Origin of the sequence: Mucilaginibacter sp. SG564, from assembly GCF_013149275.1 — a bacterium.
In the GTDB taxonomy this organism is placed as follows: domain Bacteria; phylum Bacteroidota; class Bacteroidia; order Sphingobacteriales; family Sphingobacteriaceae; genus Mucilaginibacter.
This window is the reverse complement of sequence record NZ_JABGNA010000008.1, coordinates 310,220-335,194: the sequence shown is the minus strand read 5'-3', so window position 1 is coordinate 335,194 and position 24,975 is coordinate 310,220. Positions and strand designations below refer to the sequence as shown.

Below are 24,975 nucleotides of genomic sequence, written 5' to 3'. Positions count from 1 at the left end.
ACTAAAAAAACGTTACAGCGATATAGCCTGTAATAGTTGTACGCCGGGATTTTGTCGGTAAACCAAAGAATGTAGTCGGTGAAAAGCGGAAGATTTTTTAACAAAAAAAGGCCCTGTTACCAGGACCCTCTATATCATACCAAATAATTGTACTTCTCGCGATTAGTTTTACTGTATATAACTGTGATCTGTACTGGTTGAAACCACCTGCCATTGCTCAATCAACTTGCTGGTTTTTTCCAGGCTGTTTTTAGCGGTTTGGAAAGCATCGCTGCCTAATGGCAAATGCAATGGAGGATTTTCGGTATGGACCAGATCGGCAATTACTTTAGCCAGTTTTGCAGGATCACCAGGCTGGTTACCGTGAAGCGCGCCTGCACCAGCCCTCATCGGGCCAACGGTGCTATCATAATCGGCAATAACGTTCTTTGATTCTACATATGATTCGGCACTCAGAAAATCGGTACTGAACAGCCCAGGCTCAACAGCGGTTACCTGTATACCCAGTGGAGCCAATTCCAAAGCCAAACCTTTGGTTATACCTTCAACCGCGAATTTGGTTGAACCATACAAAGCCCAGCCCGGGATGACATCAAAGCCAAACAGAGAGGATATATTAATAATATAGCCGGAACGTTGTGCCCGCAGGTGAGGTAAAACCGCGCGAACTACATTCAACAGGCCAAATACGTTGGTATCGTATTGTTTTTTCACTTCGGTATCGGTAGCTTCTTCAATGGCGGTTACTATACCATAGCCGGCGTTATTGATCAGTACATCTATCTTACCAAAATGATTGATGGCTTGTTTTACAGCCTGTTGCACCTGTTCTTCGTTGGTTACATCCATAGTTACCACCAGTAAATTGGGATTGCTGCCCAGCGATTCAAATAGTTCCTGGCCTTTGCTACGTACGGTACCTACTACTTTATCGCCGCTGGCTAATGCCGCTTTTACAATTTCGCGTCCAAAACCTTTTGAAGCGCCTGTTACAAATATTACTTTTTGAGTTTTCATGACCGTTTTAATTATATGTTGTTTGTTGATTTATCTATATTTGAGACTATTTAGTCGCTTTTTATTGCTAAAAAAAGACCAATACCTATTGATCCTTCTGTTCTTTATTTCTTTGTTAATACATAGCTTTTCAATTCTGCTTTAAACATATCAATCAGGTTTTTCATGTGCTTGTCGCTACCTGTTACTCTGGATACCAGCATACCGCCTTCCAGGGCAGCAAAAGTTTTCAGCACAAAACCTCCCGCATCAATATCTGCGGCAAGTTCTTGATCAGCTATGCCCTGTTTAATGATGGCGGTTAGTGTTTTTTGAAGCCTCTCTATCCGTTGTTTCATGTTTTGTTTAAGGGTTGGGTTAGTATCATCAACCTCTACACCAAAATTTAGCACCGGGCAGCCGCCATCGATATAAGAGGTTAAGGGGTGCAGGTAGACATCCATATAGGCAAATAACTTACCCTGGGCTGTTTGCTGCCTGGCCATGTCGCCGGCAATTTTAGCCGAAAGTTTATCCAGCAGGAACTCCACCATCACCGTGGCTATTTCGTCCTTGCTTTCAAAATGCCGGTACAACCCACCTTTGGCCATTTTAGTGGCAGCCAATATATCATCAATGGTGGTACCCGCTATACCCTTTTGGTTAAAGATGGGCGCCGCCTGCTCTATGATGAATTGCCTTGTTCTTTCTCCTTTGCTCATTATATTGTGAAATGACGATACAAAAGAGACTAAAAAGTCTCAAATACACAATAGGCAATTGTCACGCAAGCATCATGATTTAAAACGGGAGGATTTCAGGAGAGATAATACTTCTCGCCGTCGGTTTTTATTTTGCCGGCATCCAGCAGCAGGCGAATGGTTTCCATCTTTTCCTTCTCGGTGCCCACGTTAATGGTATTCACCAGTGTACCGATATCCGGTGTGGCTATACCCAAAAACTGTACAATTTCATGGGTGATGTTGTCAAATATCTCATCGGCGTTTTTCTGGCGTTTTTCTTCGAGGCAAATGTCGCATACGCCGCATTTACGGGCGTTAGCCTCATCAAAATAGGCCAGCAGCATTTGGCTGCGGCATTTTTTGGCCGTAGCATAGGCAAAAACCGCCTCCATTTTCTGGCGATAGGTTTCCTTGCGTTCTTCAATATATTTCTTGTTGATGAAGAGACGGTCGGATTGCTGCCGGGGCTTTAAATAAGTGACCTGCGGCTGATCTGTTTGCTGTAAATAACTGATCAGTCCAAAGCTCTGTAATTGCATCAGGCCATCGATTACCTGCTGAACGTTCAGATGAGTGCGCCGGGACAGGTCATACTCTTTTAGTCGCACATAATTTTCAAACGAACCGCCGTATGAGCGCAGCAAGGTTTTAATAAAAGGATCCCAGCCGGCATTCTGTATCTGGAAGTTATACAACACCTCATTCACCACCTCAAACCGGAAACGCGAGGGCAGAAACACACTCTCGTTGAACGCAAGGTATTCATCCTTTTCCAGGAACTTGAGGGCATTGAGTGTTTTAACAGCATCCAGCTTAAAGCGGCTGCAAAAATCGCCCAGGTCAAGACCAAAGCTCAGACCCTCGCCTGCCCCATAGGCCAGCTGGTAATAGTTAGCCAGACAATGGTACACATGCTTGATCTCGTCCACTGTGGGAAAATTCAGCACAAACATTTTTTCCTGCCTTAGCCTGTCGGAGTGGGTATATAGTAAAATAGCATAGGCCTTGTGCTCATCACGTCCCCCACGGCCACCTTCCTGGTAGTAAGCTTCCAGGCTTTCGGGCATATCCTTGTGGATCACAAAGCGCACATCTGGTTTATCAATCCCCATTCCAAAGGCGTTGGTAGCTACGATGATGCGGGTACGGTTATTTTTCCAGCTTTCCTGTTTTTCGGCCCGTTGATCCATGGATAAGCCGGCATGATAATAGTCGGCTTTGATGCCACTTTCGTTATAAAACTTGGCAATATCGGCAGCATCCTTTCGGCTACGTACATAAACAATACCACTGCCTTTTACACCACGGGCAATATCCAGCATCTTTTGCAGCTTATTTTCGGCATTTTGCACTACATAACTAATGTTGCGGCGTTCAAAGCTTTGCTGGTAAACAACCGCGTCTTTGAATAATAATTTCTCCTGGATGTCGAGCTTTACTTCGGCCGTAGCAGTAGCCGTAAGTGCTAATACGGGTACTGCGGGATGCAATTCCCGGAGATCGGCAATATGCAGGTACGGCGGACGAAAATCATAACCCCATTGTGATATACAATGCGCTTCGTCAACAGCTATCAGGTTTACTTTCATATACCTGATCCGCTCGCGCACCAGTTCGGATAGTAGACGCTCGGGCGATAGGTACAGGAACTTAACTGAACCGTAAATACAGTTATCCAATGCCAAGTCTATCTCCCGCAAACCCATCCCTGATACAATGGCTACGGCGTTGATGCCTTTGGCTTTCAGGTTTTCTACCTGATCTTTCATCAGCGCTATCAGAGGCGATATTACGATGCATATTCCCTCTTTAGCTAATGCAGGCACCTGGAAACAAACAGATTTACCACCGCCAGTAGGTAACAGGGCCAAAGTATCACGACCTAATAAAACAGACTTGATGATCTCAGCCTGCATCGGCCGGAAGCTATCGTGATTCCAGTACTGTTTTAATATTTCCTCTATGGTCATTATTAGTTCATGGTAGATGGTTCATGGATCATAGTTGATGGTTCATAGATAACCGTCTGAAGGCAACCAGGAACAAATTTGTCATCCCTCACTTGCAAACTACAAACATATTCATTCAAAGTCAGAGACTTCGAATGACCTGCAAAAAAAATAGCGATGATTAAATCATCGCTATTTTTGATAGTTGAATACCATGAACCATCAACTATGATCCATGAACCAAAAATTTATCTTTTTTTCGCGTCAACGTACTCCCGCTCAGTATCGCCGGTGTAGATCTGGCGAGGGCGACCGATTGGTTCTTTGTTTTCTTTCATTTCTTTCCATTGTGCTATCCATCCCGGTAAACGGCCCAGGGCAAACAGCACGGTAAACATTTCTGTTGGGAAACCTAATGCACGGTAGATAATGCCTGAATAAAAGTCAACGTTCGGATATAATTTACGCTCCACAAAATATGGGTCTTTCAGGGCTACTTCTTCCAACTTTTTAGCTATTTCCAGTACCTCGTCATTGATGCCCAGCTTCTCTAATATATCATCGCAGGCTTTTTTAATGATCTTGGCGCGCGGGTCGAAGTTTTTGTATACACGGTGGCCAAATCCCATCAAACGGAACGGATCATTTTTATCTTTGGCTTTGGCTATCCATTTATCGGTGTCACCACCATCATTTTTGATCTTTTCCAGCATCTCAATAACCGCCTGGTTAGCACCACCATGCAGCGGACCCCATAAGGCAGATATACCGGCAGAAATAGATGCGTACAGGTTGGCATCCGATGAACCAACTATACGTACGGTTGATGTCGAACAGTTTTGCTCATGATCGGCATGAAGGATCAACAGTTTGTTCATTACATCAACCACTACCCTGTCAACCTTGTAATCTTCCGTACGCTCGGCAAAGGTCATATACAGGAAGTTGGTCACATAATCAAATTTATTTTGAGGATATACAACCGGGTGACCCAATGATTTTTTGTAGATCCATGATACTACCGTGCTCATTTTAGCCAGTAATTTTATGATCTCCAGGTTAACTTCCTCGGTAGTAAGACCTTGTTTTAATGATTCAGGATTGAAAGCAGCCAGGGCGCCAATCAATGATGATAACTGACCCATAGGATGTGATTTTGACGGGAAACCATCAAAAAACTTCTTCATATCCTCATGCACCAAAGTATGGCGGCTTATCTGGTATTGAAAATCGGTAAGCTGCTGCTCAGTTGGTAATTCACCATAAATAAGCAAATAGGCTACTTCAATGAAACTGGCGTTTTCGGCCAGCTGTTCAATTGGGTAACCACGATATTTTAGTATGCCTTTTTCTCCATCTAAAAAAGTGATGGCACTTTTGGTAGCACCTGTATTTTTATAGCCGATGTCCAGCGTTACGTAACCGCTCAAATCCCGGAGTTTTGAAATATCAATCGCTTTTTCACCTTCTGTACCCTCAATTACCGGGAGTTCAAATGTTTTATCACCAATCTTTAGTTGTGCTGTATCCGACATAGAAAAATATTGTTGCAACAAATGTAATTAAATCTGTGTGTTATAACCACCCAGATCGTTTACTGTTTGTAAATTTTATGTGCAAATCTATTAATTAGTATCAAGTAGCAAGTATCCAATATCAAGATTTTTGACATTTCCGAATGCAGGGTTGCAGCGGTCTCAATTTTAGTAGCAAGAAGTTAGTATCAAGATTTTTAAAATTCCAGAATACAGAATTGCAGCTGTCTTGATACTAGCTACTTGATACTAAAGCTAAAATTTAATTGATCTGCTCTTTAACCTGTCCGCAGGTTTTCATGTGCTCGGGGAAGTATGGATTTTCGATGGCTTTATTTACCGATAGCCAATAGCCGCCTTTACCACTATCGGCCATAGGGCAAAAATCAACGTATATGGGAGCCGATTTAAATTTAGAACCTTTTATGAGGGTGATTACATCTTTACTCAATATCAAAAACAAGTCGCGCTGTTGCTTGATATCATTGCTGGTTGCTATCTGGTGAGCAAGCGTGGCGGTTTCTGTACAACCTTTAATACCGGCCAGTTTATCCTCAAGCATACCAGCAGTACTTTTAATGCCTTTGATATTCGATCTCAGGAACTGATTTTTGAGACCTATATAATTATTAAATACATCGGCGGTGTTGGATGTATCAGCAACTTTGGCTACAATAACTTTAGCACTATCTTTTTTGATAGCTGTTTCTTGTGCAGGTTTGCTGACTTGTTTACAGGCAGCCGCGCTAATCATAAAGCCTGCAAATAAGGCAAAGTTAAAAAAATTGGTCTTCATATGAGTATTAATTTGTGCGTATAGCCTCAACAGGATCGAGCCGTGAAGCCGAGTACGCTGGAATAATGCCCGAAAATACACCTATTGTTACTGAAGTACCAATACCTACTATAATATTCTTCAAATCAAGTACTACTTGAATGTCAAAAACAGCCTTAACACCAAAAGTTAAAAGATAAACAAGCAAAAGACCAATTAAGCCCCCCAATAAGCAAAGCACAACAGATTCAATTAAAAATTGAAGTAGTATGAAATAATTTTTAGCGCCTAATGATTTTTGAATTCCAATGATATTGGTGCGCTCTTTTACCGAAACAAACATGATATTGGCAATACCAAAACCACCAACCAAAACAGAGAAACCACCAATAATTAAACCTGCCACATTAACTACACTAAACAAACTATCCAGCGCATTAGTAAGCATAGTGGTACGATTAAGCGAAAAATTATCCTCCTGCCCGGGCCTCAAACTCATGATAGAGCGCATCAATCCACGAAGCTCGCTTTCTACATCGTCAACCGGGATACCTTTTTTTCCTCTTACAATAATCTGTGGCTGATATTTTTCGGCTTGCACATCAAGCAAATTGTGCGCAAAATTAAGCGGCAGCAAAACCTCCTTATCGGTAGATATGCCCAGCATGTCTTTCCCTTGTTTGGAGAATACACCTACTACAGTAACGTAACGGTTCATTACTTTAATCTGTTTACCTACGGCATCTCCCGCCGGAAACAAACTTTCGGCTATATCAAAGCCGATATTAACAACAGGGGCACCTGTTCTGGATTCCATTTCGGTAAAATACCTGCCGCTTGCAAAATCAAAGTTCCAGGTTTTATCATGATCCTTTGAAGCGGCATCTATCTGAGCACCTTCAACGGTATTGCTTTTATATTTAATGGTGCGGTTATCTATAGATATCTCGTATGATAAGGCTTCGGCGGTTTGGCTGCGGCGCTGTAACTCCTCAAAATTGCGCAGTTTGGGTACCGGGCGTTGTAAATATTTCCACCAGGGAAAATCGCTGCCGCCAACCCATGGCCATTTTTGGACATAGATACTATTGTTACCCAACTTGTCGACACTCTTTTGCAGGTTATTGCGCAGGGTATCTACCGCCGAAAAAACCGCTATTATAGTAAATATGCCTATGGTTACCCCAAGCAGGGAAAGCATGGTGCGCAGTTTATTTTGTCTTAGCGCATCATAAGCAAACAAAAAGCTTTCTCTGAAAAGTTTTAAAAATAGCATACAACTTATTTTGATCTCGATGGTTAATCATTCTGTTACACGGGCTTACAACCTACAGGCTGTATCATATTTTTGTAAAATATGTCCGCATGGAATATTTAGTTTTTTAGACGATATTACAGCTGTTAAGTTACATTCTTTTTATATATAAACTGAATAATATGCCAGCCATCTTGTTCATAAAAAAATCCGTGAAACTAACAAAAAAAATTAATACATTTGCGCCCTGAAAATTCATAAATACAAGCATGAAATTATCTCAATTCAAATTCAATTTACCAGAATCATTAGTAGCACACAATCCATCTGCCACCCGCGACGAAGCCCGTTTAATGGTTTTACACAAAGATTCAGGAAAAATTGAGCATAAAATATTTAAAGATGTACTTGATTATTTTGATGACCAGGATGTAATGATCCTGAATAACACCAAGGTATTTCCTGCACGTTTGTATGGTAATAAAGAAAAAACAGGCGCTACTATTGAAGTATTTTTATTACGCGAACTCAATAAAGAACTGCGTTTATGGGATGTACTGGTTGATCCGGCCCGTAAAATACGCGTAGGTAACAAATTATATTTTGGTGACGACGATTTGCTGATTGCCGAAGTTGTGGACAACACCACTTCACGTGGCCGTACCATCCGTTTCTTATTCGATGGTACCGACGAGGAATTCCGCAGAAATGTGGAAATCCTGGGCGAAACACCGCTGCCAAAATACATCAAACGTAAAGCTACAGCCGAAGATAAAGAGCGTTACCAAACCATTTTCGCTAAACACGAAGGCGCTGTTGCCGCCCCCACTGCCGGTCTGCACTTTAGCCGCGAGCTTATGAAACGCCTGGAATTAAAAGGTGTTGATTTTGCCGAAGTTACCCTGCATGTGGGTTTAGGAACCTTCCGCCCGGTTGAGGTAGAGGACCTGACCAAGCACAAAATGGATTCTGAGCAATTCATCATCGAGCAAAAACAAGCTGATATCGTAAACCGTGGTATCGAGCGTAAAAAACGCATTTGTGCCGTAGGTACTACTTCTATGCGCGCCATTGAATCGGCAGTATCTGCTGGCAAAACACTGAAAGCTGCTAACGACTGGACAAGCAAATTCATTTTCCCGCCGTATGATTTCAGCATCGCTAACAGCATGATCACCAACTTCCACACACCGGAGTCGACTTTATTGATGATGGTGTCTGCATTTGGCGGTTATGAGTATGTAATGAACGCTTACGAAGTTGCCGTTAAAGAAAAATATCGTTTTTACAGCTATGGCGATGCCATGCTGATCATCTAAGCTTAGATGTAAGATATCAGATTTGAGATACGAGAATTTCTTGTATCTCATTTTTTTTGCTTTAGATTTGGGAAACTTAAGCATTTAGTCATCCTGAACTTGTTTCAGGATCTCTCAGGACGGTTACCGCTATAGTAAACCTTACATGTGGGATGCCGAAACACGTTCGGCATGACTATACGGAGCATTAAAATGAACGAACAAAATCTCACATCTCCAATCTCACATCTCCAATCTCAAAAAAACTACGCCATTATAGTAGCCGGCGGAACAGGTACCCGTATGCAATCGGCTGTTCCCAAGCAGTTTTTGCTGCTTAACGGCCTGCCTGTTTTAATGCATACCATACTGGCTTTCATGCAATCGGCTATCAAACCGGATATTATTTTAGTTTTACCAGCCGCCTATCATAATTATTGGAAAGAGCTTTGCCATACCCACCAATTTGACACCCCTCATCAATTGGTTACCGGCGGCGAGGCTCGCTTTCATTCGGTAAAAAATGGGCTTGATCTGATAGCGGCTGATGATGACACTTTAGTAGCCATTCATGATGCGGTACGTCCACTTACCAGTGGTTATATTATTGAAAAATCTTACCAACAGGCCCGGGAGCACGGCAGTGCTGTTGTAGCTGTTAAAAGCCGCGATTCGGTTAGGCAGCTGATCAATAACAGATCTGTAAGTTTATTGAGGGATCAGATCTACCTGATACAAACCCCGCAAACTTTTAAGGCGGGCTTGTTAAAAAAAGCCTACGAACAAGCCTATAGTGAAAACTTCACCGACGATGCCAGTGTGGTTGAACAATATGGAGCCGAAATACATCTTACCGAAGGCAGTCATCAAAACATCAAGATCACTTTTCCCGAAGACGTAGCCATAGCCGAACTGCTTTTAAACAAAAAGCCACAGGCTTAATACCCGTGGCTTATAATTTTTAGTTGCATGAGCAGGTAATTGCTATGCCCTGCGGATAATTCCTAAAAGCACGGCTATAATGGCTATAACTAATAAAATATGGATCAATCCGCCAACGTGACCGAAGAAAAACCCAAATATCCATCCTATTACCAGGATAACGGCGATAATGTACAATAGACCTCTCATTTTGATGTGTTTTAAGTGATAAATATTTTAGGGTTATTACTAAAATCATTCCAAAATGAGCCATTAACAAAAAAACCCTCCAAAAGAGGGCTTTTATGCTGTTAATATTCGTCTTCGTTAAAAAAGAAATCGTCTTTTGTCGGGTAATCCGGCCATATTTCTTCGATGTTTTCATACGGTTCACCATCGTCTTCCAGTGCCTGCAGGTTTTCAATAACCTCAACAGGAGCTCCTGAACGGATAGCATAATCAATTAATTCATCCTTTGTTGCGGGCCAGGGCGCATCTTCAAGGTGAGATGCCAGTTCAAGTGTCCAATACATGTTTCTCTATTTATATTTAATTTCAGTAAATTTACTTTTTCGCAAAAGTATAATATTTTCTATTGGAAAATCAAGATTTTTTTTCACATTTTTCAGATGCGGGGTATCCATTGATTTTCAGGTATTTTATGCTCGTTTGCAATTTTACGTGCTAAAACAAACAGGTAATCGCTCAGCCTGTTCAGATAAATATTCACTTTTTCATCAACCGGGCTTTCCTCAGCCAAATGAACTGTTATCCTCTCGGCCCTGCGGCAAATACATCTTGCAATATGGCAAAACGAAATGGTATTATTCCCTCCTGGCAAAATAAAATGACGCAATTCAGGCAATTTTTCATTCATGGTATCCATTTCCTGCTCCAGCAATTCCACATCCGTCAAATGCAGATCAGGAATAATCATTTTTGACCGTTCCGGATCGGCAGCCAATGAGGAGCCTATTGTAAACAATCTGTCCTGTATCTGCTTCAATATGTCCTTATCATGGTCAGAAATCTCCTGATCGCGGATAAGGCCTATATAAGAGTTGAGCTCATCTACCGTTCCATAACTCTCAATCCGTATATGATGTTTGGCTACCCGGGTTCCTCCTATTAATGATGTAAACCCTTTATCACCCGTTTTAGTATATATCTTCATATTTTATCCGGCAGCATTTATCCTTTAAGTTCAATATACGTGTATATATTTTGTATTGATACCATTGTAGTATAATTTTTGCTAATAAAGTGTAAATTTTTAAATGATAGGCTTTAAACTTGCATAAAATGAGAATCAAGAGATAAGAGTAAGGAATCAAGAGAATATTACAGTAACGAATACGTTTTTATCTTACCTTGATTCCTGACTCTTATCTCTTGATTCTTCTTAAAACAAATACTATGAAATCGATCATATTATCATCAAAACTCGTTATTATACCTTTTGCAGCACTGGTGGTCTCGGCCTTTAGCTGTGGCAACAGCAATGGCTCCAAAGCGCCTGCTACTACAACCGCTGCTCCCGAAAAAGTCGCATCCATATCCACCCTGATCAGCGAAAAACAGTTCAATGATCTTTTTCCGCAGCGCGATAAGTTTTATACTTACGCCGCCTTTATCAAAGCAGCCGACGAACTGGGACAGATAAGCATAAAAGTTACCCGCAGGGCCACATCAGTTTACCAATATATACGCACCGATAAAAAAACAGGCAAAACAAGTACCGTTCGTCAGGATGTGGATTGGAACGAGGACTGGGCTAAAAAGAAACCTGACAGCACTTTCACGGTAGATTATGGTAATTTCTGTACGCAATTTAGTACCGAAGCTAATAAAAAGGAATTGGCGGCCTTTTTTGCCCATATAGCCCATGAAACCCGCCATGGTGTAAATGCAACCTATACCGACGGATTGATGTTTATTCATGAAAGCAACACCAGCCAGTCCTATATTTCCGAGAGCGACGAATATCCGCCTGTTGCTGGCAAAAAGTATTATGGTCGTGGCCCCATGCAGCTAAGCTATAACGGCAATTACGGCCTGGCTTCTACCTGTATATTTGGCGATTCCAAAATTTTATTGAACAACCCAGACCTGGTGGAGACCGACCCTGTAGTGGCTTTTAAAGCCGCCATTTATTTCTGGATGACTCCCGAAACGCATAAACCATCGGCGCATGATGTGATGACCGGCAAATGGCAGCCCAATGCTGTTGATAAAGCAAAAGGCCGCACACCAGGCTTTGGCATGACCATCAATATTGTTAACGGAGATGTAGAATGCAATAAAGGCGAAAACATGTACAACATGAACGACCGTATCGGTTTTTACCAGTTCTTTTTAAAGAAATTGGGCATTACCGATACCAACTGCGCCTGCTCATGCGGTAAAATGGAACCGTATAAATATTAGGCGTATATTTACACATGCGTTTTTTTCTTTCGATAATTATCCTGTTAGGTTTTGGCCTTTCGGCATGGGCGTTGCCTATGCCTGATACTGTTAAATCGGGCAAGCATATTCCAGGTCGTCCTGCGTCAATAGGTATTATTGGCGATACGGCCAATGTAAACACCACTGTTAAGGCCGGACTGGTGATGATTGGCGGCGGCAGGGATGTTGACGAGGCCTTTAAATGGATGATAGACCGCAGCGGCGGCGGCGATGTGGTGATCATCCGCGCATCGGGCAAAGACGGCTACAACCCTTATATCTATAACCTGGGTAAAGTAAATTCGGTAGAAACCCTGAAGATCGATTCGCGGGCATTGGCCAATAACGATACGGTAGCTTACATCATCCGCAATGCCGAAATGCTTTTTATATCAGGCGGCGATCAATCCAACTACATGAACTATTGGCGGGGCACCAAAACTATGGATGCCATCAATTACCTGCTCAATGTAAAACACGCGCCCGTTGGCGGCACCAGCGCGGGCTGTGCCATTATGGGCGGTATATATTACAGCGGCGAAAATGCCAGTGTTACCGCCGAGCAAGCCCTGACCAATCCCTACAACCCATTGGTGAAATTATATCATGACGATCTGTTGCATGCCCCCTTCCTTCAATCAGTTATTACCGATCAGCATTACATCACCCGCGACAGGCAGGGCCGCCATGTGGCCTTTTTAAGTCGTATTGTAAAGGATTGGAAACTATTTGCCAACGGCATGGCAGCCGACGAGCACACCGCGGTTTGCGTTGACGAAACCGGTCATGCGGTGGTATTTGGTACCAGTAAGGCCTATTTTTTATTGACCAGTAACCAAAAACCACCAGAAACATGCGAACCGGGCAAGCCTTTAACGTGGGATAATAACCACCAGGCTATCCAGGTGTATGAAGTACAGGGCTCAGCAACCGGCAACGGAAGGTTTGACGTAAGCAATTTTAACCCCACACAGGCATCAGGCGGCAAATGGCAATGGTGGTGGGTAGAGGCTGGAAAATTAAAGCGGCAGGAAGTGCAGTAAAGTACGGAGAGCGATACCAATTACAAAGGTAAGGCGTCATGGAGCTCCGTCGAAGCATGGAGGCAGGCCTCTGCACGCAAGTCCTCGACGGTGCTCAGACTGACAGCCTTTTTACTCAGCTAACCTACTTCAACACCGCTGGCAAAATATACTGCTGCATTATTTTATCGACTTGCGGATGTGCGTAGGGTTTGTTATAAGCTGTAGCGGTAACAATCACTACCAGTGGCACATCGGTAAAAACAAATATTTTGTTGCCCCCATTGCCAGAGCAATAGAATGTTTCGTACGGTTGATTATTGACGGTGTACGTTTTGTTCCAGAACAGGTAACCATAATACCCCTCGCCTACCACATCTTTTGGCAGGCTAAGATATTTGGTAAACGATTGCTTTACCCAGCTTGCCGGGATAATCTGTTTACCGTTCCAGGTTCCATTGTTTTTATAAAGCTGCCCGAATCTGGCATAATCCAATGAACGCATCTGCAAACCACCTGCGGTACTGGGAACATGCTGCGGAGAATACGACCATTGATATTTTGTTATTCCCAATGGTTTAAACAGCTTTTCGTCCGCGTATTTTTCTAAACCACCGGGAGCCGTTTTATTGATAATATCGCCCAACAGCATGGCCCCGGCAGTAAAATAGTTCCATTGTTTACCGCCTGTTTTAGTGCTGTCTACACGCAGATCCAGCGTAAATTTTGCCCAATCGGGCGTAGGGTACATATTTTCTTCGTTGCCGGGCGAATCGTTGTCGTTATCGTCCCCGTCAAATATCGAGCTCATGGTGAGCAGGCTTTTTAGGGTGACACCTTCTTTACTGGCTGAGTAATTGTTGAATTTTTTGAGATCGTAAAAATCCTTGAGTGTTTGGCTCTCACTTTTTATAAAACCATCATGAATGGCAATCCCCATCATAGCCGAAGCAAAGGTTTTACCTACTGAACGCGGATCATGCAATGAATCGCGGGCACTACCATTAAAATATTCCTCAATCAACAGTTTCCCATTTTTGATGACCACTATACTGGTAATATCTTTCAGTTTGTTTTGGACAATTAAGCCATTCAGTTCCATGATCTTTTGGTGATCAAATGGTTCACCAGAAACAGGCCAGCCGCTATTGACTTTTATAGTCTGTATTTGAACAGCTTTCGCATCGGCGGGCGGCACTACAAATTGAAGCTCGCCACTGGCAATTACTTCACCAGTTTTTAAATCGGGGATACTGATATACGGGCGCACCTCTATTTTCAATAAATGACTGCCTGTATTCAACGCGTCATCACCACCACGGGCTATAAAACGATACCAAAGCCCTCTTCCCCAGGAATCCTCGTTACGGTTACTGATCAACGGAACGCTTATAGTTATTTTGGTATTTTTGGTAGCCGGTAAATTGGCGCCCTTGTTCAAATTTTCCTGGTAGATCTGCCTGCCATCAACATAAAAAGTGAACTGAAAATTCCCTTTATTCAAATCGTCTACAATTAGAGACGGATTAAGCTGATGCTGGTAGTTGGTTAGGGAATTGGCAATAAAAAGCCTGATATACAAATTGTTTTGGGACCTGGCCTCATATGTACGGAGTAGATCGGCCTGTTTAAGCCTTTTTAAATCGATAGTATCGGCCAGGAAAATTCCTTTTCCTACGTTTGCCTTGTATACGGGTAACGGGATAAGTTCGGGCTGGGTAATATTACCGATTTGGGCAAACGAATAGCTGACAATCGCGAAAGTCAGAACAAAAAGAATATAACGTTTCATTATTTTTTTTCTTGATTCCTGACTCTAAAAGTCCTGCATCTTCTTTACACTTCCTCTACGCGCCTGTTTACGGTTTGTATTTCGGTATTGGCATAGTCCTTCTCAACCAGTCCATCGCGCATACGTACAATGCGGTGGGCATGCAGGGCTATATCTTCCTCGTGTGTAACCAGGATAATGGTATTGCCTTTGGCGTGGATATCTTCTATGAGCCCCATGATCTCGATGGATGTTTTGGTATCGAGGTTACCGGTAGGCTCATCGGCCAGAATAATAGATGGATTATTGATCAAGGCGCGCGCTACAGCCACACGTTGGCGCTGACCACCCGATAGCTCATTGGGTTTATGATCGATACGATTGCCCAAACCCACATTTTTAAGCGCGTTGGTGGCACGCTCTGTACGGGTCTCTTTGTTAATACCGGCATAGATCAATGGCAGGGCTACGTTATCAAGGGCGGTATTACGGGGCAGTAAGTTAAATGTCTGGAAAACGAAACCGATCTCGGAGTTACGCACTTCAGCCAGCTCATTATCGCTCATGTGGCTTACATTAATACCATTCAAAATATATTCGCCTTTTGATGGTGTATCCAGGCAACCCAGGATATTCATCAAGGTTGATTTACCCGAACCTGATGGACCCATCAATGCTACAAACTCACCTTTATTAATATTCAGGGTAACTGATTTAAGCGCGTGGATCACCTCGGCACCGATCACGTATTTACGCCCGATATCTTTAATGGTTATTAATGGTTTGTCAGTATTCAATGGCTCCATATATATTTTTAGTTTTGACTAAGGTACACTTCTGAATGTTACAATAATTCAAAATTAAAAAGTCAAAATTCAAAAACGAATAAGCAGGTTTCGACTTTTTAATTTTGAATTTTGACTTTGCAACTTATTTCTCGATCACTTTGGCAACCAGGAAGTAGTTTTCATCGTGTTTTGGAGCGTTTTCCAGCGCTTCCTGGTGGGTTACCTGTTGTTTTACCACATCATCGCGCAACACATTAGCGTCGCCAGTCATGTACACCAGGGGCTCAACACCGGTTGTATCCAGTTCATTCAGTTTTGCCATAAAGTCAAGGATCTTACTCATATCCTTGATCATTTCCTGTTTTTCTGTTTCATTAAGTTCCAAACGGGCCAAGTGGGCAACTTTTTCAACTGTTTCTTTATCAATGGTCATGCCTGCTGCAATTTTTGTTTAATAATAGCGTGAACCTCATCGCGTAGTGCATCAGCGTCATCTAAAGTTAAATGGGCCGTTTGGATGGGTTTATGTACAAATATATCACAAATTCCGGGTCTGCTGCCAAATTCAAGGCCGGTATCCCAAAGTACCTTCCAGGTATCGGGACAACTGATCGGGATGATGGGAACCTTCATTTCGATAGCCAGCCTAAAGGGGCCATTCTTAAAAGAGTGTAACGCGGGCGGATAAACATCGGGAATAGTAGCCTCGGGAAATATTACCATACTTACTCCCTCATTCAATTTTTCGGCTGCTTTTTTAAACGCCCGGAACGACGACATTTTACTTTCCCGGTTTACAGTGATATCAATAGTATTAAAAAAGAAGTTCAGTATAAAATGGCTTCGAAGCTCCTCCTTAGCCATAAAACAATGGTTATTGCGCAAATGCACACTTATGGCCGATACATCCAGATTGGAAGTATGATTAGGGCATATGACATAAGTGCGGCTCCAATCAATGGGTTCTTCAAAGGTAGCCCGGTAAAATATGCCCGAGCTTGCCGAACTAATAAAGGCAATAAACTGGCGCAGCTTATTGATGTATTTATAAAGACCAGTTTTTTTTGATAGCAGAAACAACACCGGCCAAAAAAGTATAAAAAAGAAGCCCACACTATACCGGTAAAAATAAGTGTGTATCCTTTTTAATGCTAATTTCATGGCGACCAAAATTAGAAAAAATACTCACTTAAGCGCAAACCAAACTGATTTGTCAAATATCCACACCTTTCATCCGTATCAGAAATAGAAAAATTCCTTACTTTCGCAACCTATGGAAACTGTTGTTAGTGGCATCCGTTCAACCGGAAATCTGCACTTAGGAAATTACTACGGAGCGCTGCAAAATTTTATAAAAATGCAGTCGGAATATAACTGCTTTTTCTTTATCGCCGACCTCCACTCGTTAACCACGCACCCTACTCCTGCCGATCTGCATACCAATGTAAAGCAGGTTCTGGTGGAGTACCTGGCTGCCGGCATCGATCCGGATAAGGCTACTATTTACGTACAATCAGACGTACCCGAGATATCCGAACTATACTTATATCTTAATATGAACGCCTATTTAGGCGAATTGGAACGCGCTACCTCTTTTAAAGACAAGGTGCGCGCCAACCCCGATAACGTGAACGCCGGTTTGCTTACCTACCCGGTATTGATGGCCGCAGATATTATCATCCATAAAGCCACCAAAGTGCCCGTTGGTAAAGATCAGGAACAACACCTGGAAATGGCCCGCACCTTTGGCAACCGCTTTAACAGGCTGTACAATCATGATTATTTCCCCGAGCCTTACGCGTTTAGCTACAGCGACAACCTCGTGAAGATCCCGGGGCTTGATGGTAAAGGCAAAATGGGTAAATCAGAAGGTGAAGGCAATGCTATTTTCCTGGGCGATACCCCTGAAGCTATCCGCAAAAAAGTAATGCGCGCGGTAACCGATGGCGGGCCAACCGTTGAAAACCAAACCAAACCCCAGGAGATCCAGAACCTGTTTGATCTGATGAAGGTTGTTTCATCGGCCGATACTGTGGCTCATTTTGACAACCTGTACAATACCTGCAGCATCCGTTATGGCGATTTGAAAAAACAGCTGGCCGAAGATATGATCATCGCTACCGCCCCTATCCGCGATCGTATCAACGCCATTGCCGGCGATGCCGCTTACCTGAGCAAAGTAGCCCAGCACGGTGCCGATAAGGCCCGCGAAAGCGCTGCAAAAACCATACGTGAAGTAAGAGAAATTATAGGTTTCAGGAAATTTTAATTGTCTGAATCAGGATTAACAGAATTAAAGAATTTTCAGAATTAGCTTGTAAAAGATTTTTATAATTCTGATGATTCTGTAAATTAGGAAAATTCTGATTCAGAAAATTACAACGAATAACGTATGCACATAGCTATTGTAGGAAACATAGGAGCGGGCAAAACTACCCTCACCGAAATGCTGGCCCGGAACTATGGATGGGAACCATTGTTTGAAGCTGTTGACAATAATCCCTACCTCGAAGATTTTTACAGCGACATGAAACGCTGGAGCTTTAACCTCCAGATCTATTTCCTGAACAGCCGTTACCGCCAGATAGTTGACATACAAAAAAGCGGTCGCAATATTTTGCAGGATCGTACCATTTATGAGGACGCCTATATTTTTGCCGAAAACCTGCATGATATGGGTCTCATGACTACCCGCGATTACGAAAATTATCAATCCATATTTGATAACATCACCGAGTTTATTAAACCACCCGATCTGCTGGTATACCTCAAAGCCTCCGTACCTACCCTGGTAAGCAATATACAGCGCCGGGGCCGCGAATATGAGATCGGCATCCGCCTGGATTATTTGTCCAAGCTGAACGAGAAGTACGACAAATGGATCAAAAACTACAAGCTGGGCAAGTTATTGATATTGGATAAAGACAACCTTGATTTTGCCAATAACACCGAAGACATGGCCACCATTGTTCAGCTCATTGAGCGTGAAATTAACGGGCTGTTTTAGGATGTTGTACGTTTGATGTTAACGTAATACGTCGTCTGGGCATACTTTTGAACACATGAAAATTAAATACGTAAAACTTACCACGTAAGGTACAACCTAAAAAATGAAAGTATTAGGTATTATCCCCGCCCGTTACGCGTCGTCCCGGTTTCCGGGCAAGCCCCTGATTGATATCGGCGGCAAAAGCATGATACAGCGGGTATATGAGCAGGCCAAAAAATGTACCGGTTTGAGCGAAGTTGTTGTAGCTACCGATGATGACCGCATATTTAGCCATGTAGAGGCTTTTGGCGGCGTTGCCGTAATGACGGCTGATACCCATCAAAGCGGCACCGATCGTTGCGCTGAGGTAGCCCTGGTGCATCCGGAGTACGATGTGATCATCAATATACAGGGTGATGAACCTTTTATAGATCCCGAACAGATCGGCAAACTGGCGACCTGCTTTACCGACAAGGAAACCCAGCTGGCAACCCTCATCAAAAGGATCAAAACCGAAGAAGAACTGTTCAATACCAATTCGCCCAAAGTGGTGGTGAACAAATTATCCGAAGCCGTCTATTTTTCACGCTCTGCCCTGCCACATATCCGCGGTCAGGAGCCCGAGAACTGGCTGGAGTTTTATACTTTTTTTAAACACATCGGCATATATGGCTATCGCGCCGATATATTACAGCAGATCACCAAATTGCCGGTATCATCGCTTGAAAAAGCCGAAAGCCTGGAGCAACTGCGCTGGATAGAGAACGGTTACCGCATCAAAGTTGCCGAAACCGAACTGGAAACTTACGCTGTTGATGTACCGGAAGACCTGTTGAAATTGAAATTTGATCAGTAAAAATCCTGCTTTAACGCTTCTCATCCAATAGTTCATGTACAGAAGGTTTTTCTCAAACATTATTTAAGTTGTCATTTCGAACGAACCACAAGAGAATTGAGCATTGGAGGTGAGGAGAAATCTTCTAAAAGCAGATACTCAGTTATGCTAAGCGTATAAGATTTTTCGCTATCGCTCAAGAGATAGTTTCTCCTCGCGCCACTATTTTTCCCCAGCATACTCGTTCGAAATGACATTTTCCATTAATCCTGCTCAATACAATTTAATCGTTTGATTAAAATATGGCATTCATATAACACTATGGGGTTAAACATGTAATAACTTTGCCTTTACATTAACCACACAGTGCTATGAAATCCCTATTGAAAAAAGCCGCTATCTGCATAGCTGCTACCCTATTTGCATTAGGTGTAAAGGCGCAAAGCCAGGATTATGTGATCACAACCAAAGGCGATTCAATACCATGCACTATCAAGATCCCGCTAATATCCTGCGGTGATGGTAATTATAAAACAAGCTCCAGTGCCCCGGCCATCAAGATAAAACCCGAAGAAGTTAAAGAATACTATATCAGCAAAAAAAATACCCTGTATCGCTCTGTTACTAAAGAAGGAAAAACCAAACCCGAGTTCCTACTTGTTTTGGAAACCGGAAAAATAAGTCTGTACGAAGAAGCTACCGAGGTTTATGTAAACAATACCGTTACCACGGTTACCAAATGGTACGTCAGCAAAGGCTCAGATATCGTCCGCCCTTTAAAAACCGACGATGTATTTATGTCTAAATCAAAAAAGCAGCGTAAGGGGGAGTTTACAACATTGATCAGCGATAATCAGGAGGTTTATACCCAATACACCGCCGAAAACAAATTCAGCTTTAAACGGATCAGAAACCTGGTTCAGCAGTATAATACCACAAAAAGTATTTAAAAACACCCCCAATATACCATCAAGTTAAAGGGCGTTATAAACCCCATCGGGGTAAAAGCTTTGTAGAAAAAAGTCTCGGTTTCAAAGCCAGTGCCGTAGGTACTGTACTCAGGTTGCATACCTACGGCATGCTAAATTTTATGTTTTTTTTCTACAAAGCTTTTACCCCTACGGAGTATATCCGCGCCATTGTTGGTGTTGTCACCAACAACTTATTATCATCGACCAAGCAGGATCTGTCGTAATTGCCCCCGTTATTTGTCGGTTTTTCCCTATTCTATTATCTATATTTCCCTGAGATTTGTATCGCATACAAAGCAATCATTTTAATTAAAATAAAACCAATATGGGAAAGATAGTATTATTCATGCACGCGTCGCTCGATGGCTTTGCAGCCGGTACAAAAGGCGAAATGAACTGGATCCATGTAGACGAGGAGATCTTTAATTTCGTTGAGGAAAGGATCGCGCAGACCAATACGGCATTATATGGGAGGGTAACCTTTCTGATGATGGAAAACTATTGGCCAACGGCAGCGGAGCAGCCCGGTGCAAGCAAACACGACAGGGTACACGCCGCCTGGTACAAAACCGCGCATAAAGTGGTACTATCAAATACGCTAAACCAGGCAACATTCACCAATACCACGGTACTTGGTGAGGACTATGCTGCGGCCCTTAGTAAATTAAAAGAGGAAACAACAGGAGATATCCTGTTATTCGGAAGCCCTACCACAGCACACTCCCTTTTGGCAGAAGACCTGATCGATGAATGCTGGCTCTTTGTTAACCCGGTATTGTTGGGTGCAGGGATTCCGGTATTTAAAAATATTAAAGAAAAACAGTCATTAAAACTCCTGAAAACCCATGTTTTTAGCTCAGGTGTAATTTGTCTGCAACACGAGGTGCGGCGCGAAAATTAATTAGTAAAAAAGTCTGCCTTCAACCGAGGCAGACTTTTTTGTTTCCTTCAGAACACACTCACCCATCGCCGTTGTTGGTGTTGTCACCAACAACAATCTACACGAGTAATTAACCAGAACGTATAATGTTGGTGACAACACCAACATTGGCGGAGAAGGCTTTAAAATGCATTTTATTCCTGCGCTCGTTTGCAACCACAGATGTTGGGAAGAAGAAAAAAGCGGGAGGATGTGCGATTCCCCTCTTGAGAGGGGTGGAGGGGTGTGTTTTTCTGCTTGATGAACACACCCCTGCTATTGCGCAATCCCGTGCGCCCCCTCTCAAGAGGGGAATTTTTGTCCACGCAGGGTCTCCTCTCCGAGAGACCCTGCGTTTAGCGTTGTGCAGAGAAAAACCCTTGTTTACTTATTACTCCTGTCTGTTCAGCAAAGCCGCGAATTTATTCCCATAGTCATCCAGTTGCGCCTGGTATTGCTGATGCAGGGCGGTTTCTTTATAATTTTTGGTGGTATCGGCCAGTCCGTTCAATACATATAGCTGAAACTGCACCTCATTAGGATTCAACGCTTCGGGCTTGTTCTGCAGCAGGGTATAATTATAAGCCAGCTGATCGGTCAGATAGTCATCAATCCCCTTTACATAACGGTTGGCCAGCTCCTTATCATTTAGCTTGTAAGCCACTTGTGCCAGTTGCAGTTTACGATGCGCCGAGTCGATATTGGGGTTGATATCGAGCATTTCCTGGTCAAATTTATGTAGCACATTCAGCGCCAGATCGTTCCGGCCATCCTTGATCAATCCCTGGGCCAGGTCATGGAAGGTTGTCTCCATAAAAGGATAAAACTCAGTTTTGGCCACCGGGTCAAGATTCCGGGCATGTTTAAAATTGCCGAATTTGAACTTGGTCATCACATTATTATAGGCCACCAGGCTGTTTACCTTGCCCAGCTGGTTTTGTACAGATGTATCGGCTTTAAATGGTATCAGATGATATACAAACCCTTCTTTATACAAATAAGGCTGTAAGCCGCCCATGCTCTCAGGCGAATACCCGATACTAAAGCAAATAGGCCTTTTCCAATTATTATGGGCTATAATATCCATAATGGCCAGGTTATCTTTAAATATATATTTGCCCGGGTACTTCCACTCCATTTCCTGGGTGAGTTTATCTTTTTGCTGCGCAGTTATTACGCCGTTTTTCAGCACCTCATCCGGGTTGATACTCATTTTAAAATTTTTTGTGGGCAGATAGTTCATGGTTTCGCCGCTTTGATACTGCACCTTGGTACGACTATCGTCCGAAGTGATAAAATCAAACACTTCCTTTACATCTACCGATCCCGGTATTTTGGCATCGTTGTAGGCAATTACATCGCGCGTGCCCAACCTGTATTTTTCAAATGGCATGGTTAAAGGCAGCGGAGCCGATTGGTTCATGGGCTTATCCATTTGGTGTATATACCAGTCCATCCCCAGCAAACTATTACATACAATACGCACATCGGGCCTGATGCCTTCCACCTCCTGGTCGTACCAAAGCGAATAGGTATCATTATCGCCATAGGTAAACAGGATAGCATTCTTGGGGCACGATATCAGGAAATTATAGGCCATGTCATGCGGAATCATTTTGGTGGAGCGGTCATGCGCCCCCCACTCCTGCCGGGCCAGCAGTATCGGGGCAACCAACAGACAAGTTGCCACCGATGCCAGCGCAGCACCGCGGGCGTTTACCCTGCGGCGTAAAAGATCATGAATAGCCAGTACCCCCAACCCTATCCAAATAGCGAAGGCGTAGAAGGAACCCACGTACGAGTAGTCGCGCTCGCGCGGTTGCAGGTTTACCTGGTTAACATACAATACAATGGCCAAACCGGTAAAAAACCAAAGCAGGCCGATTACAGTAGCGTCGCCCCTTCTTTTTTTGAAATGATAAACCATTCCTAACAAGCCAATAACCAATGGCAGGGCGTATAAAGGGGTATAAGTATTTGAATTGGTGATAGATTTAGGCAGATGACGCGCACCGTCAAACAGGCCCGATGTCCAGTTGCCATCCGTTGATGCAGTACTGGTTTGCCCATCAATGTCATTGTACCGACCAACAAAGTTCCATAAAAAATAGCGCCAGTACATCTGGTACATCTGCCAGCTCAGCATCCACCGCATATTATCGGCAAAAGTTGGGCTTTGCCCATCGGGCAGGTTAAGCCATTGCTTATAAAATTGTACGTTCTGGGCAAAGTCCTGGTCGCCCTCGGTGCTGTGCATACGGGGCATAATGGTGTTATGATCAAACACATAGTTTTGTTTCTTTCCGTACATCTCGTAGCGGTTGCGGCCCTTGCGGTACAAGGCGTTGCCTTCGCTCTGATCAATAACCTTGGCGTCAAACATGGGGCCGTACAGCAGCGGATTATCACCATACTGAGCTCTGTTAAGGTAATTGTTCAGGGTAAAGGCGTTATCCGGATGCGTGTTGTTCAGGTTGGTATTGGCGGTAGCACGGATAGGGATATACATAAATGACCCGTACCCAAAATAGATAAAGGCCACGCATACTAAAGCCAGGTTTAAAGCAGCTTTTTTATGTCGGATGCTATACCTGATAGCGCCAACCAGCGATGCAATGATAGCCAGAAAAACAAACGCCGCCCCGCTGCCAAAACCCAAACCCAGGGTATTTACAAAAAACAGATCGGCATAAGCAGCTATTTTGATGGTGTATTCCCTGATGCCGTATTGCACCAGGCCCAGGATCACAATGCTGATCAGAAATACTACGATGCTGCTTTTTACAGTAGGATTTTTATATCTGCGGAAATAATAAACCATAGCTATGGCCGGTATCGTAAGCAGGTTAAGTAAATGGATACCGATAGAAAGGCCCATAATGTAGGCGATGAGTACTATCCATTTATCGGCGCCGGGTTCATCAGCATGGGCTTCCCATTTCAGTATCGCCCAAAACACAACAGCGGTACATAGTGATGATAGGGCGAAAACAATAGTTTCCACAGCCGAAAACCAGAAAGTATCGGTATAGGTAAAAGCCAGCGCACCTACCAAACCGGCGCCCATAATGGCGATCATTTGTGAGGAGCTGATGTCTTGGTCTTTAGTCACCAGTAACTTTTTTGCCAGTGCGGTTATCGTCCAAAACAAGAACATGATAGTTGCCCCACTCGCCAGCGCCGAACCCAGGTTGGTAAAATAAGGCACCTTAGTAGCATTACCGAAGGATAACAGCGAAAACAATTTGCCCAGCATGGCAAACATCGGGTAACCGGGCTGGTGCGACACCTGTAAACGGTAAGCACAGGAAATAAACTCGCCGCAATCCCAGAAACTAACAGATGGCTCCAGGGTTAAAGCATAGGTGGTAAAAGCGATAAGGAGGCAAAGCCAGCCCAACAGGTTGTTGATCTTATTGTAGCGTATCATAAATAAGGTTGTAAAATTTAGTCATATGTAATTGAACACCAAGTTCGGGCTAAAGGGTTAAAAGTCCATGCACATTAACATTCCTTAACATCTTTTAACAGATTTTAACATATTGATTTTAAGGAGATAGCATATATAAGAAGTTTGTCATGCTGAGGAATGAAGCATCTATTAACCGATGTGTATTGTACATTTGTACAATGCACAAGAACATAAATAATATATTAAAAATCAGTTATTTATAAACATTATCATTCGTTATTCATAAAATAAATCACCCAAATCTTTCTCCAATTAACTAATTTTCAATACCTTGCTTACTGAAACATA

General features: G+C 43.1%; 23 protein-coding genes. 9 read left to right on the top strand and 14 right to left on the bottom strand.

Features of this window, described 5'->3' with window-relative positions; translation table 11 throughout:
- Positions 1-168 precede the first annotated feature (168 nt).
- The 6 genes from FHW89_RS20055 to FHW89_RS20030 all read right to left on the bottom strand — a co-directional run bounded on the left by FHW89_RS20055 (position 169) and on the right by FHW89_RS20030 (position 7,274).
- On the bottom strand, positions 169-1,017 hold the full coding sequence (locus tag FHW89_RS20055) for an oxidoreductase (protein ID WP_172336820.1): 849 nt from the start codon (positions 1,015-1,017) through the stop codon (positions 169-171).
- Positions 1,018-1,121: 104 nt separating this feature from the next.
- Entirely contained in the window at positions 1,122-1,718 is a 597-nt protein-coding gene (locus FHW89_RS20050; protein WP_172336819.1) for a TetR/AcrR family transcriptional regulator, read from the bottom strand.
- Positions 1,719-1,813: 95 nt separating this feature from the next.
- Positions 1,814-3,709: an ATP-dependent DNA helicase RecQ gene (locus FHW89_RS20045; RefSeq protein WP_172336818.1), complete on the bottom strand. Its 1,896-nt coding sequence runs from the start codon at positions 3,707-3,709 to the stop codon at positions 1,814-1,816.
- A gap of 227 nt (positions 3,710-3,936) precedes the next feature.
- Positions 3,937-5,223: a citrate synthase gene (locus tag FHW89_RS20040; protein WP_172336817.1), complete on the bottom strand. Its 1,287-nt coding sequence runs from the start codon at positions 5,221-5,223 to the stop codon at positions 3,937-3,939.
- A gap of 262 nt (positions 5,224-5,485) precedes the next feature.
- Positions 5,486-6,019, bottom strand: coding sequence for a DUF3347 domain-containing protein (locus FHW89_RS20035; protein ID WP_172336816.1), 534 nt, complete (start codon positions 6,017-6,019; stop codon positions 5,486-5,488).
- 7 nt (positions 6,020-6,026) lie between these two features.
- On the bottom strand, positions 6,027-7,274 hold the full coding sequence (locus FHW89_RS20030) for an ABC transporter permease (protein WP_172336815.1): 1,248 nt from the start codon (positions 7,272-7,274) through the stop codon (positions 6,027-6,029).
- A gap of 248 nt (positions 7,275-7,522) precedes the next feature.
- Between FHW89_RS20030 and queA the strand changes: the two genes are divergently transcribed.
- Both queA and FHW89_RS20020 read left to right on the top strand, forming a co-directional pair.
- The gene (queA, locus tag FHW89_RS20025) at positions 7,523-8,572 is read left to right on the top strand and encodes a tRNA preQ1(34) S-adenosylmethionine ribosyltransferase-isomerase QueA (protein WP_076374303.1); all 1,050 of its coding nucleotides are present in this window, start codon (positions 7,523-7,525) and stop codon (positions 8,570-8,572) included.
- A 192-nt stretch (positions 8,573-8,764) separates the two neighbouring features.
- Positions 8,765-9,493 (top strand): 2-C-methyl-D-erythritol 4-phosphate cytidylyltransferase, encoded by a 729-nt coding sequence (locus tag FHW89_RS20020; protein ID WP_172336814.1) that lies wholly within the window; start codon positions 8,765-8,767, stop codon positions 9,491-9,493.
- A 42-nt stretch (positions 9,494-9,535) separates the two neighbouring features.
- On the opposite strand, the gene FHW89_RS20015 is transcribed toward FHW89_RS20020, so the two are convergent.
- The 3 genes from FHW89_RS20015 to FHW89_RS20005 form a co-directional block, all read right to left on the bottom strand.
- Entirely contained in the window at positions 9,536-9,682 is a 147-nt protein-coding gene (locus FHW89_RS20015) for a lmo0937 family membrane protein (RefSeq protein ID WP_172336813.1), read from the bottom strand.
- 101 nt (positions 9,683-9,783) lie between these two features.
- Positions 9,784-10,005, bottom strand: coding sequence for a DUF2795 domain-containing protein (locus tag FHW89_RS20010; protein WP_002996718.1), 222 nt, complete (start codon positions 10,003-10,005; stop codon positions 9,784-9,786).
- A 92-nt stretch (positions 10,006-10,097) separates the two neighbouring features.
- The gene (locus FHW89_RS20005) at positions 10,098-10,646 is read right to left on the bottom strand and encodes a cob(I)yrinic acid a,c-diamide adenosyltransferase (RefSeq protein ID WP_172336812.1); all 549 of its coding nucleotides are present in this window, start codon (positions 10,644-10,646) and stop codon (positions 10,098-10,100) included.
- 242 nt (positions 10,647-10,888) lie between these two features.
- Here FHW89_RS20005 and FHW89_RS20000 point away from each other — a divergent pair, with 242 nt between their 5' ends.
- Positions 10,889-11,899 (top strand): chitinase, encoded by a 1,011-nt coding sequence (locus FHW89_RS20000; RefSeq protein ID WP_172336811.1) that lies wholly within the window; start codon positions 10,889-10,891, stop codon positions 11,897-11,899.
- Positions 11,900-11,913: 14 nt separating this feature from the next.
- Positions 11,914-12,963 (top strand): cyanophycinase, encoded by a 1,050-nt coding sequence (locus FHW89_RS19995; RefSeq protein WP_172336810.1) that lies wholly within the window; start codon positions 11,914-11,916, stop codon positions 12,961-12,963.
- Positions 12,964-13,087: 124 nt separating this feature from the next.
- Here FHW89_RS19995 and FHW89_RS19990 read toward each other — a convergent pair whose 3' ends face one another.
- From FHW89_RS19990 to FHW89_RS19975, 4 genes are all read right to left on the bottom strand, one after another.
- Complete coding sequence (locus FHW89_RS19990; protein ID WP_172336809.1) at positions 13,088-14,734, bottom strand: serine hydrolase; 1,647 nt, start codon at positions 14,732-14,734, stop codon at positions 13,088-13,090.
- A 44-nt stretch (positions 14,735-14,778) separates the two neighbouring features.
- Positions 14,779-15,519: an ABC transporter ATP-binding protein gene (locus FHW89_RS19985; RefSeq protein WP_172336808.1), complete on the bottom strand. Its 741-nt coding sequence runs from the start codon at positions 15,517-15,519 to the stop codon at positions 14,779-14,781.
- Positions 15,520-15,643: 124 nt separating this feature from the next.
- Positions 15,644-15,934 carry an Asp-tRNA(Asn)/Glu-tRNA(Gln) amidotransferase subunit GatC gene (gene gatC, locus FHW89_RS19980; RefSeq protein ID WP_172336807.1) on the bottom strand — a complete coding sequence of 97 codons (291 nt, stop codon included), beginning with the start codon at positions 15,932-15,934 and terminating at the stop codon, positions 15,644-15,646.
- Positions 15,931-16,662, bottom strand: coding sequence for a 1-acyl-sn-glycerol-3-phosphate acyltransferase (locus tag FHW89_RS19975; RefSeq protein ID WP_172336806.1), 732 nt, complete (start codon positions 16,660-16,662; stop codon positions 15,931-15,933). The genes gatC and FHW89_RS19975 overlap by 4 nt, the downstream gene beginning before the upstream one ends.
- Positions 16,663-16,774: 112 nt before the next feature.
- Between FHW89_RS19975 and trpS the strand changes: the two genes are divergently transcribed.
- From trpS to FHW89_RS19950, 5 genes are all read left to right on the top strand, one after another.
- Positions 16,775-17,770 (top strand): tryptophan--tRNA ligase, encoded by a 996-nt coding sequence (gene trpS / locus FHW89_RS19970; RefSeq protein ID WP_172336805.1) that lies wholly within the window; start codon positions 16,775-16,777, stop codon positions 17,768-17,770.
- Positions 17,771-17,893: 123 nt separating this feature from the next.
- On the top strand, positions 17,894-18,508 hold the full coding sequence (locus FHW89_RS19965) for a deoxynucleoside kinase (RefSeq protein WP_172336804.1): 615 nt from the start codon (positions 17,894-17,896) through the stop codon (positions 18,506-18,508).
- Positions 18,509-18,611: 103 nt separating this feature from the next.
- Complete coding sequence (gene kdsB / locus FHW89_RS19960; protein ID WP_172336803.1) at positions 18,612-19,346, top strand: 3-deoxy-manno-octulosonate cytidylyltransferase; 735 nt, start codon at positions 18,612-18,614, stop codon at positions 19,344-19,346.
- A gap of 350 nt (positions 19,347-19,696) precedes the next feature.
- Positions 19,697-20,275: a hypothetical protein gene (locus FHW89_RS19955; protein WP_172336802.1), complete on the top strand. Its 579-nt coding sequence runs from the start codon at positions 19,697-19,699 to the stop codon at positions 20,273-20,275.
- Between the two features lie 346 nt (positions 20,276-20,621).
- On the top strand, positions 20,622-21,197 hold the full coding sequence (locus tag FHW89_RS19950; RefSeq protein ID WP_172336801.1) for a dihydrofolate reductase family protein: 576 nt from the start codon (positions 20,622-20,624) through the stop codon (positions 21,195-21,197).
- A 409-nt stretch (positions 21,198-21,606) separates the two neighbouring features.
- Here the strand turns inward: FHW89_RS19950 and FHW89_RS19945 are convergent, their stop codons facing one another.
- Positions 21,607-24,645, bottom strand: coding sequence for a DUF2723 domain-containing protein (locus FHW89_RS19945; protein ID WP_216650635.1), 3,039 nt, complete (start codon positions 24,643-24,645; stop codon positions 21,607-21,609).
- Positions 24,646-24,975 lie beyond the last annotated feature (330 nt).

Coding starts and splice junctions, on each gene's coding strand:
- FHW89_RS20055 (WP_172336820.1), bottom strand. CDS start 1,017: ATGAAAACTCAAAAAGTAATATTTGTAACAGGCGCTTCAAAAGGTTTT.
- FHW89_RS20050 (WP_172336819.1), bottom strand. CDS start 1,718: ATGAGCAAAGGAGAAAGAACAAGGCAATTCATCATAGAGCAGGCGGCG.
- FHW89_RS20045 (WP_172336818.1), bottom strand. CDS start 3,709: ATGACCATAGAGGAAATATTAAAACAGTACTGGAATCACGATAGCTTC.
- FHW89_RS20040 (WP_172336817.1), bottom strand. CDS start 5,223: ATGTCGGATACAGCACAACTAAAGATTGGTGATAAAACATTTGAACTC.
- FHW89_RS20035 (WP_172336816.1), bottom strand. CDS start 6,019: ATGAAGACCAATTTTTTTAACTTTGCCTTATTTGCAGGCTTTATGATT.
- FHW89_RS20030 (WP_172336815.1), bottom strand. CDS start 7,274: ATGCTATTTTTAAAACTTTTCAGAGAAAGCTTTTTGTTTGCTTATGAT.
- queA (WP_076374303.1), top strand. CDS start 7,523: ATGAAATTATCTCAATTCAAATTCAATTTACCAGAATCATTAGTAGCA.
- FHW89_RS20020 (WP_172336814.1), top strand. CDS start 8,765: ATGAACGAACAAAATCTCACATCTCCAATCTCACATCTCCAATCTCAA.
- FHW89_RS20015 (WP_172336813.1), bottom strand. CDS start 9,682: ATGAGAGGTCTATTGTACATTATCGCCGTTATCCTGGTAATAGGATGG.
- FHW89_RS20010 (WP_002996718.1), bottom strand. CDS start 10,005: ATGTATTGGACACTTGAACTGGCATCTCACCTTGAAGATGCGCCCTGG.
- FHW89_RS20005 (WP_172336812.1), bottom strand. CDS start 10,646: ATGAAGATATATACTAAAACGGGTGATAAAGGGTTTACATCATTAATA.
- FHW89_RS20000 (WP_172336811.1), top strand. CDS start 10,889: ATGAAATCGATCATATTATCATCAAAACTCGTTATTATACCTTTTGCA.
- FHW89_RS19995 (WP_172336810.1), top strand. CDS start 11,914: ATGCGTTTTTTTCTTTCGATAATTATCCTGTTAGGTTTTGGCCTTTCG.
- FHW89_RS19990 (WP_172336809.1), bottom strand. CDS start 14,734: ATGAAACGTTATATTCTTTTTGTTCTGACTTTCGCGATTGTCAGCTAT.
- FHW89_RS19985 (WP_172336808.1), bottom strand. CDS start 15,519: ATGGAGCCATTGAATACTGACAAACCATTAATAACCATTAAAGATATC.
- gatC (WP_172336807.1), bottom strand. CDS start 15,934: ATGACCATTGATAAAGAAACAGTTGAAAAAGTTGCCCACTTGGCCCGT.
- FHW89_RS19975 (WP_172336806.1), bottom strand. CDS start 16,662: ATGAAATTAGCATTAAAAAGGATACACACTTATTTTTACCGGTATAGT.
- trpS (WP_172336805.1), top strand. CDS start 16,775: ATGGAAACTGTTGTTAGTGGCATCCGTTCAACCGGAAATCTGCACTTA.
- FHW89_RS19965 (WP_172336804.1), top strand. CDS start 17,894: ATGCACATAGCTATTGTAGGAAACATAGGAGCGGGCAAAACTACCCTC.
- kdsB (WP_172336803.1), top strand. CDS start 18,612: ATGAAAGTATTAGGTATTATCCCCGCCCGTTACGCGTCGTCCCGGTTT.
- FHW89_RS19955 (WP_172336802.1), top strand. CDS start 19,697: ATGAAATCCCTATTGAAAAAAGCCGCTATCTGCATAGCTGCTACCCTA.
- FHW89_RS19950 (WP_172336801.1), top strand. CDS start 20,622: ATGGGAAAGATAGTATTATTCATGCACGCGTCGCTCGATGGCTTTGCA.
- FHW89_RS19945 (WP_216650635.1), bottom strand. CDS start 24,645: ATGATACGCTACAATAAGATCAACAACCTGTTGGGCTGGCTTTGCCTC.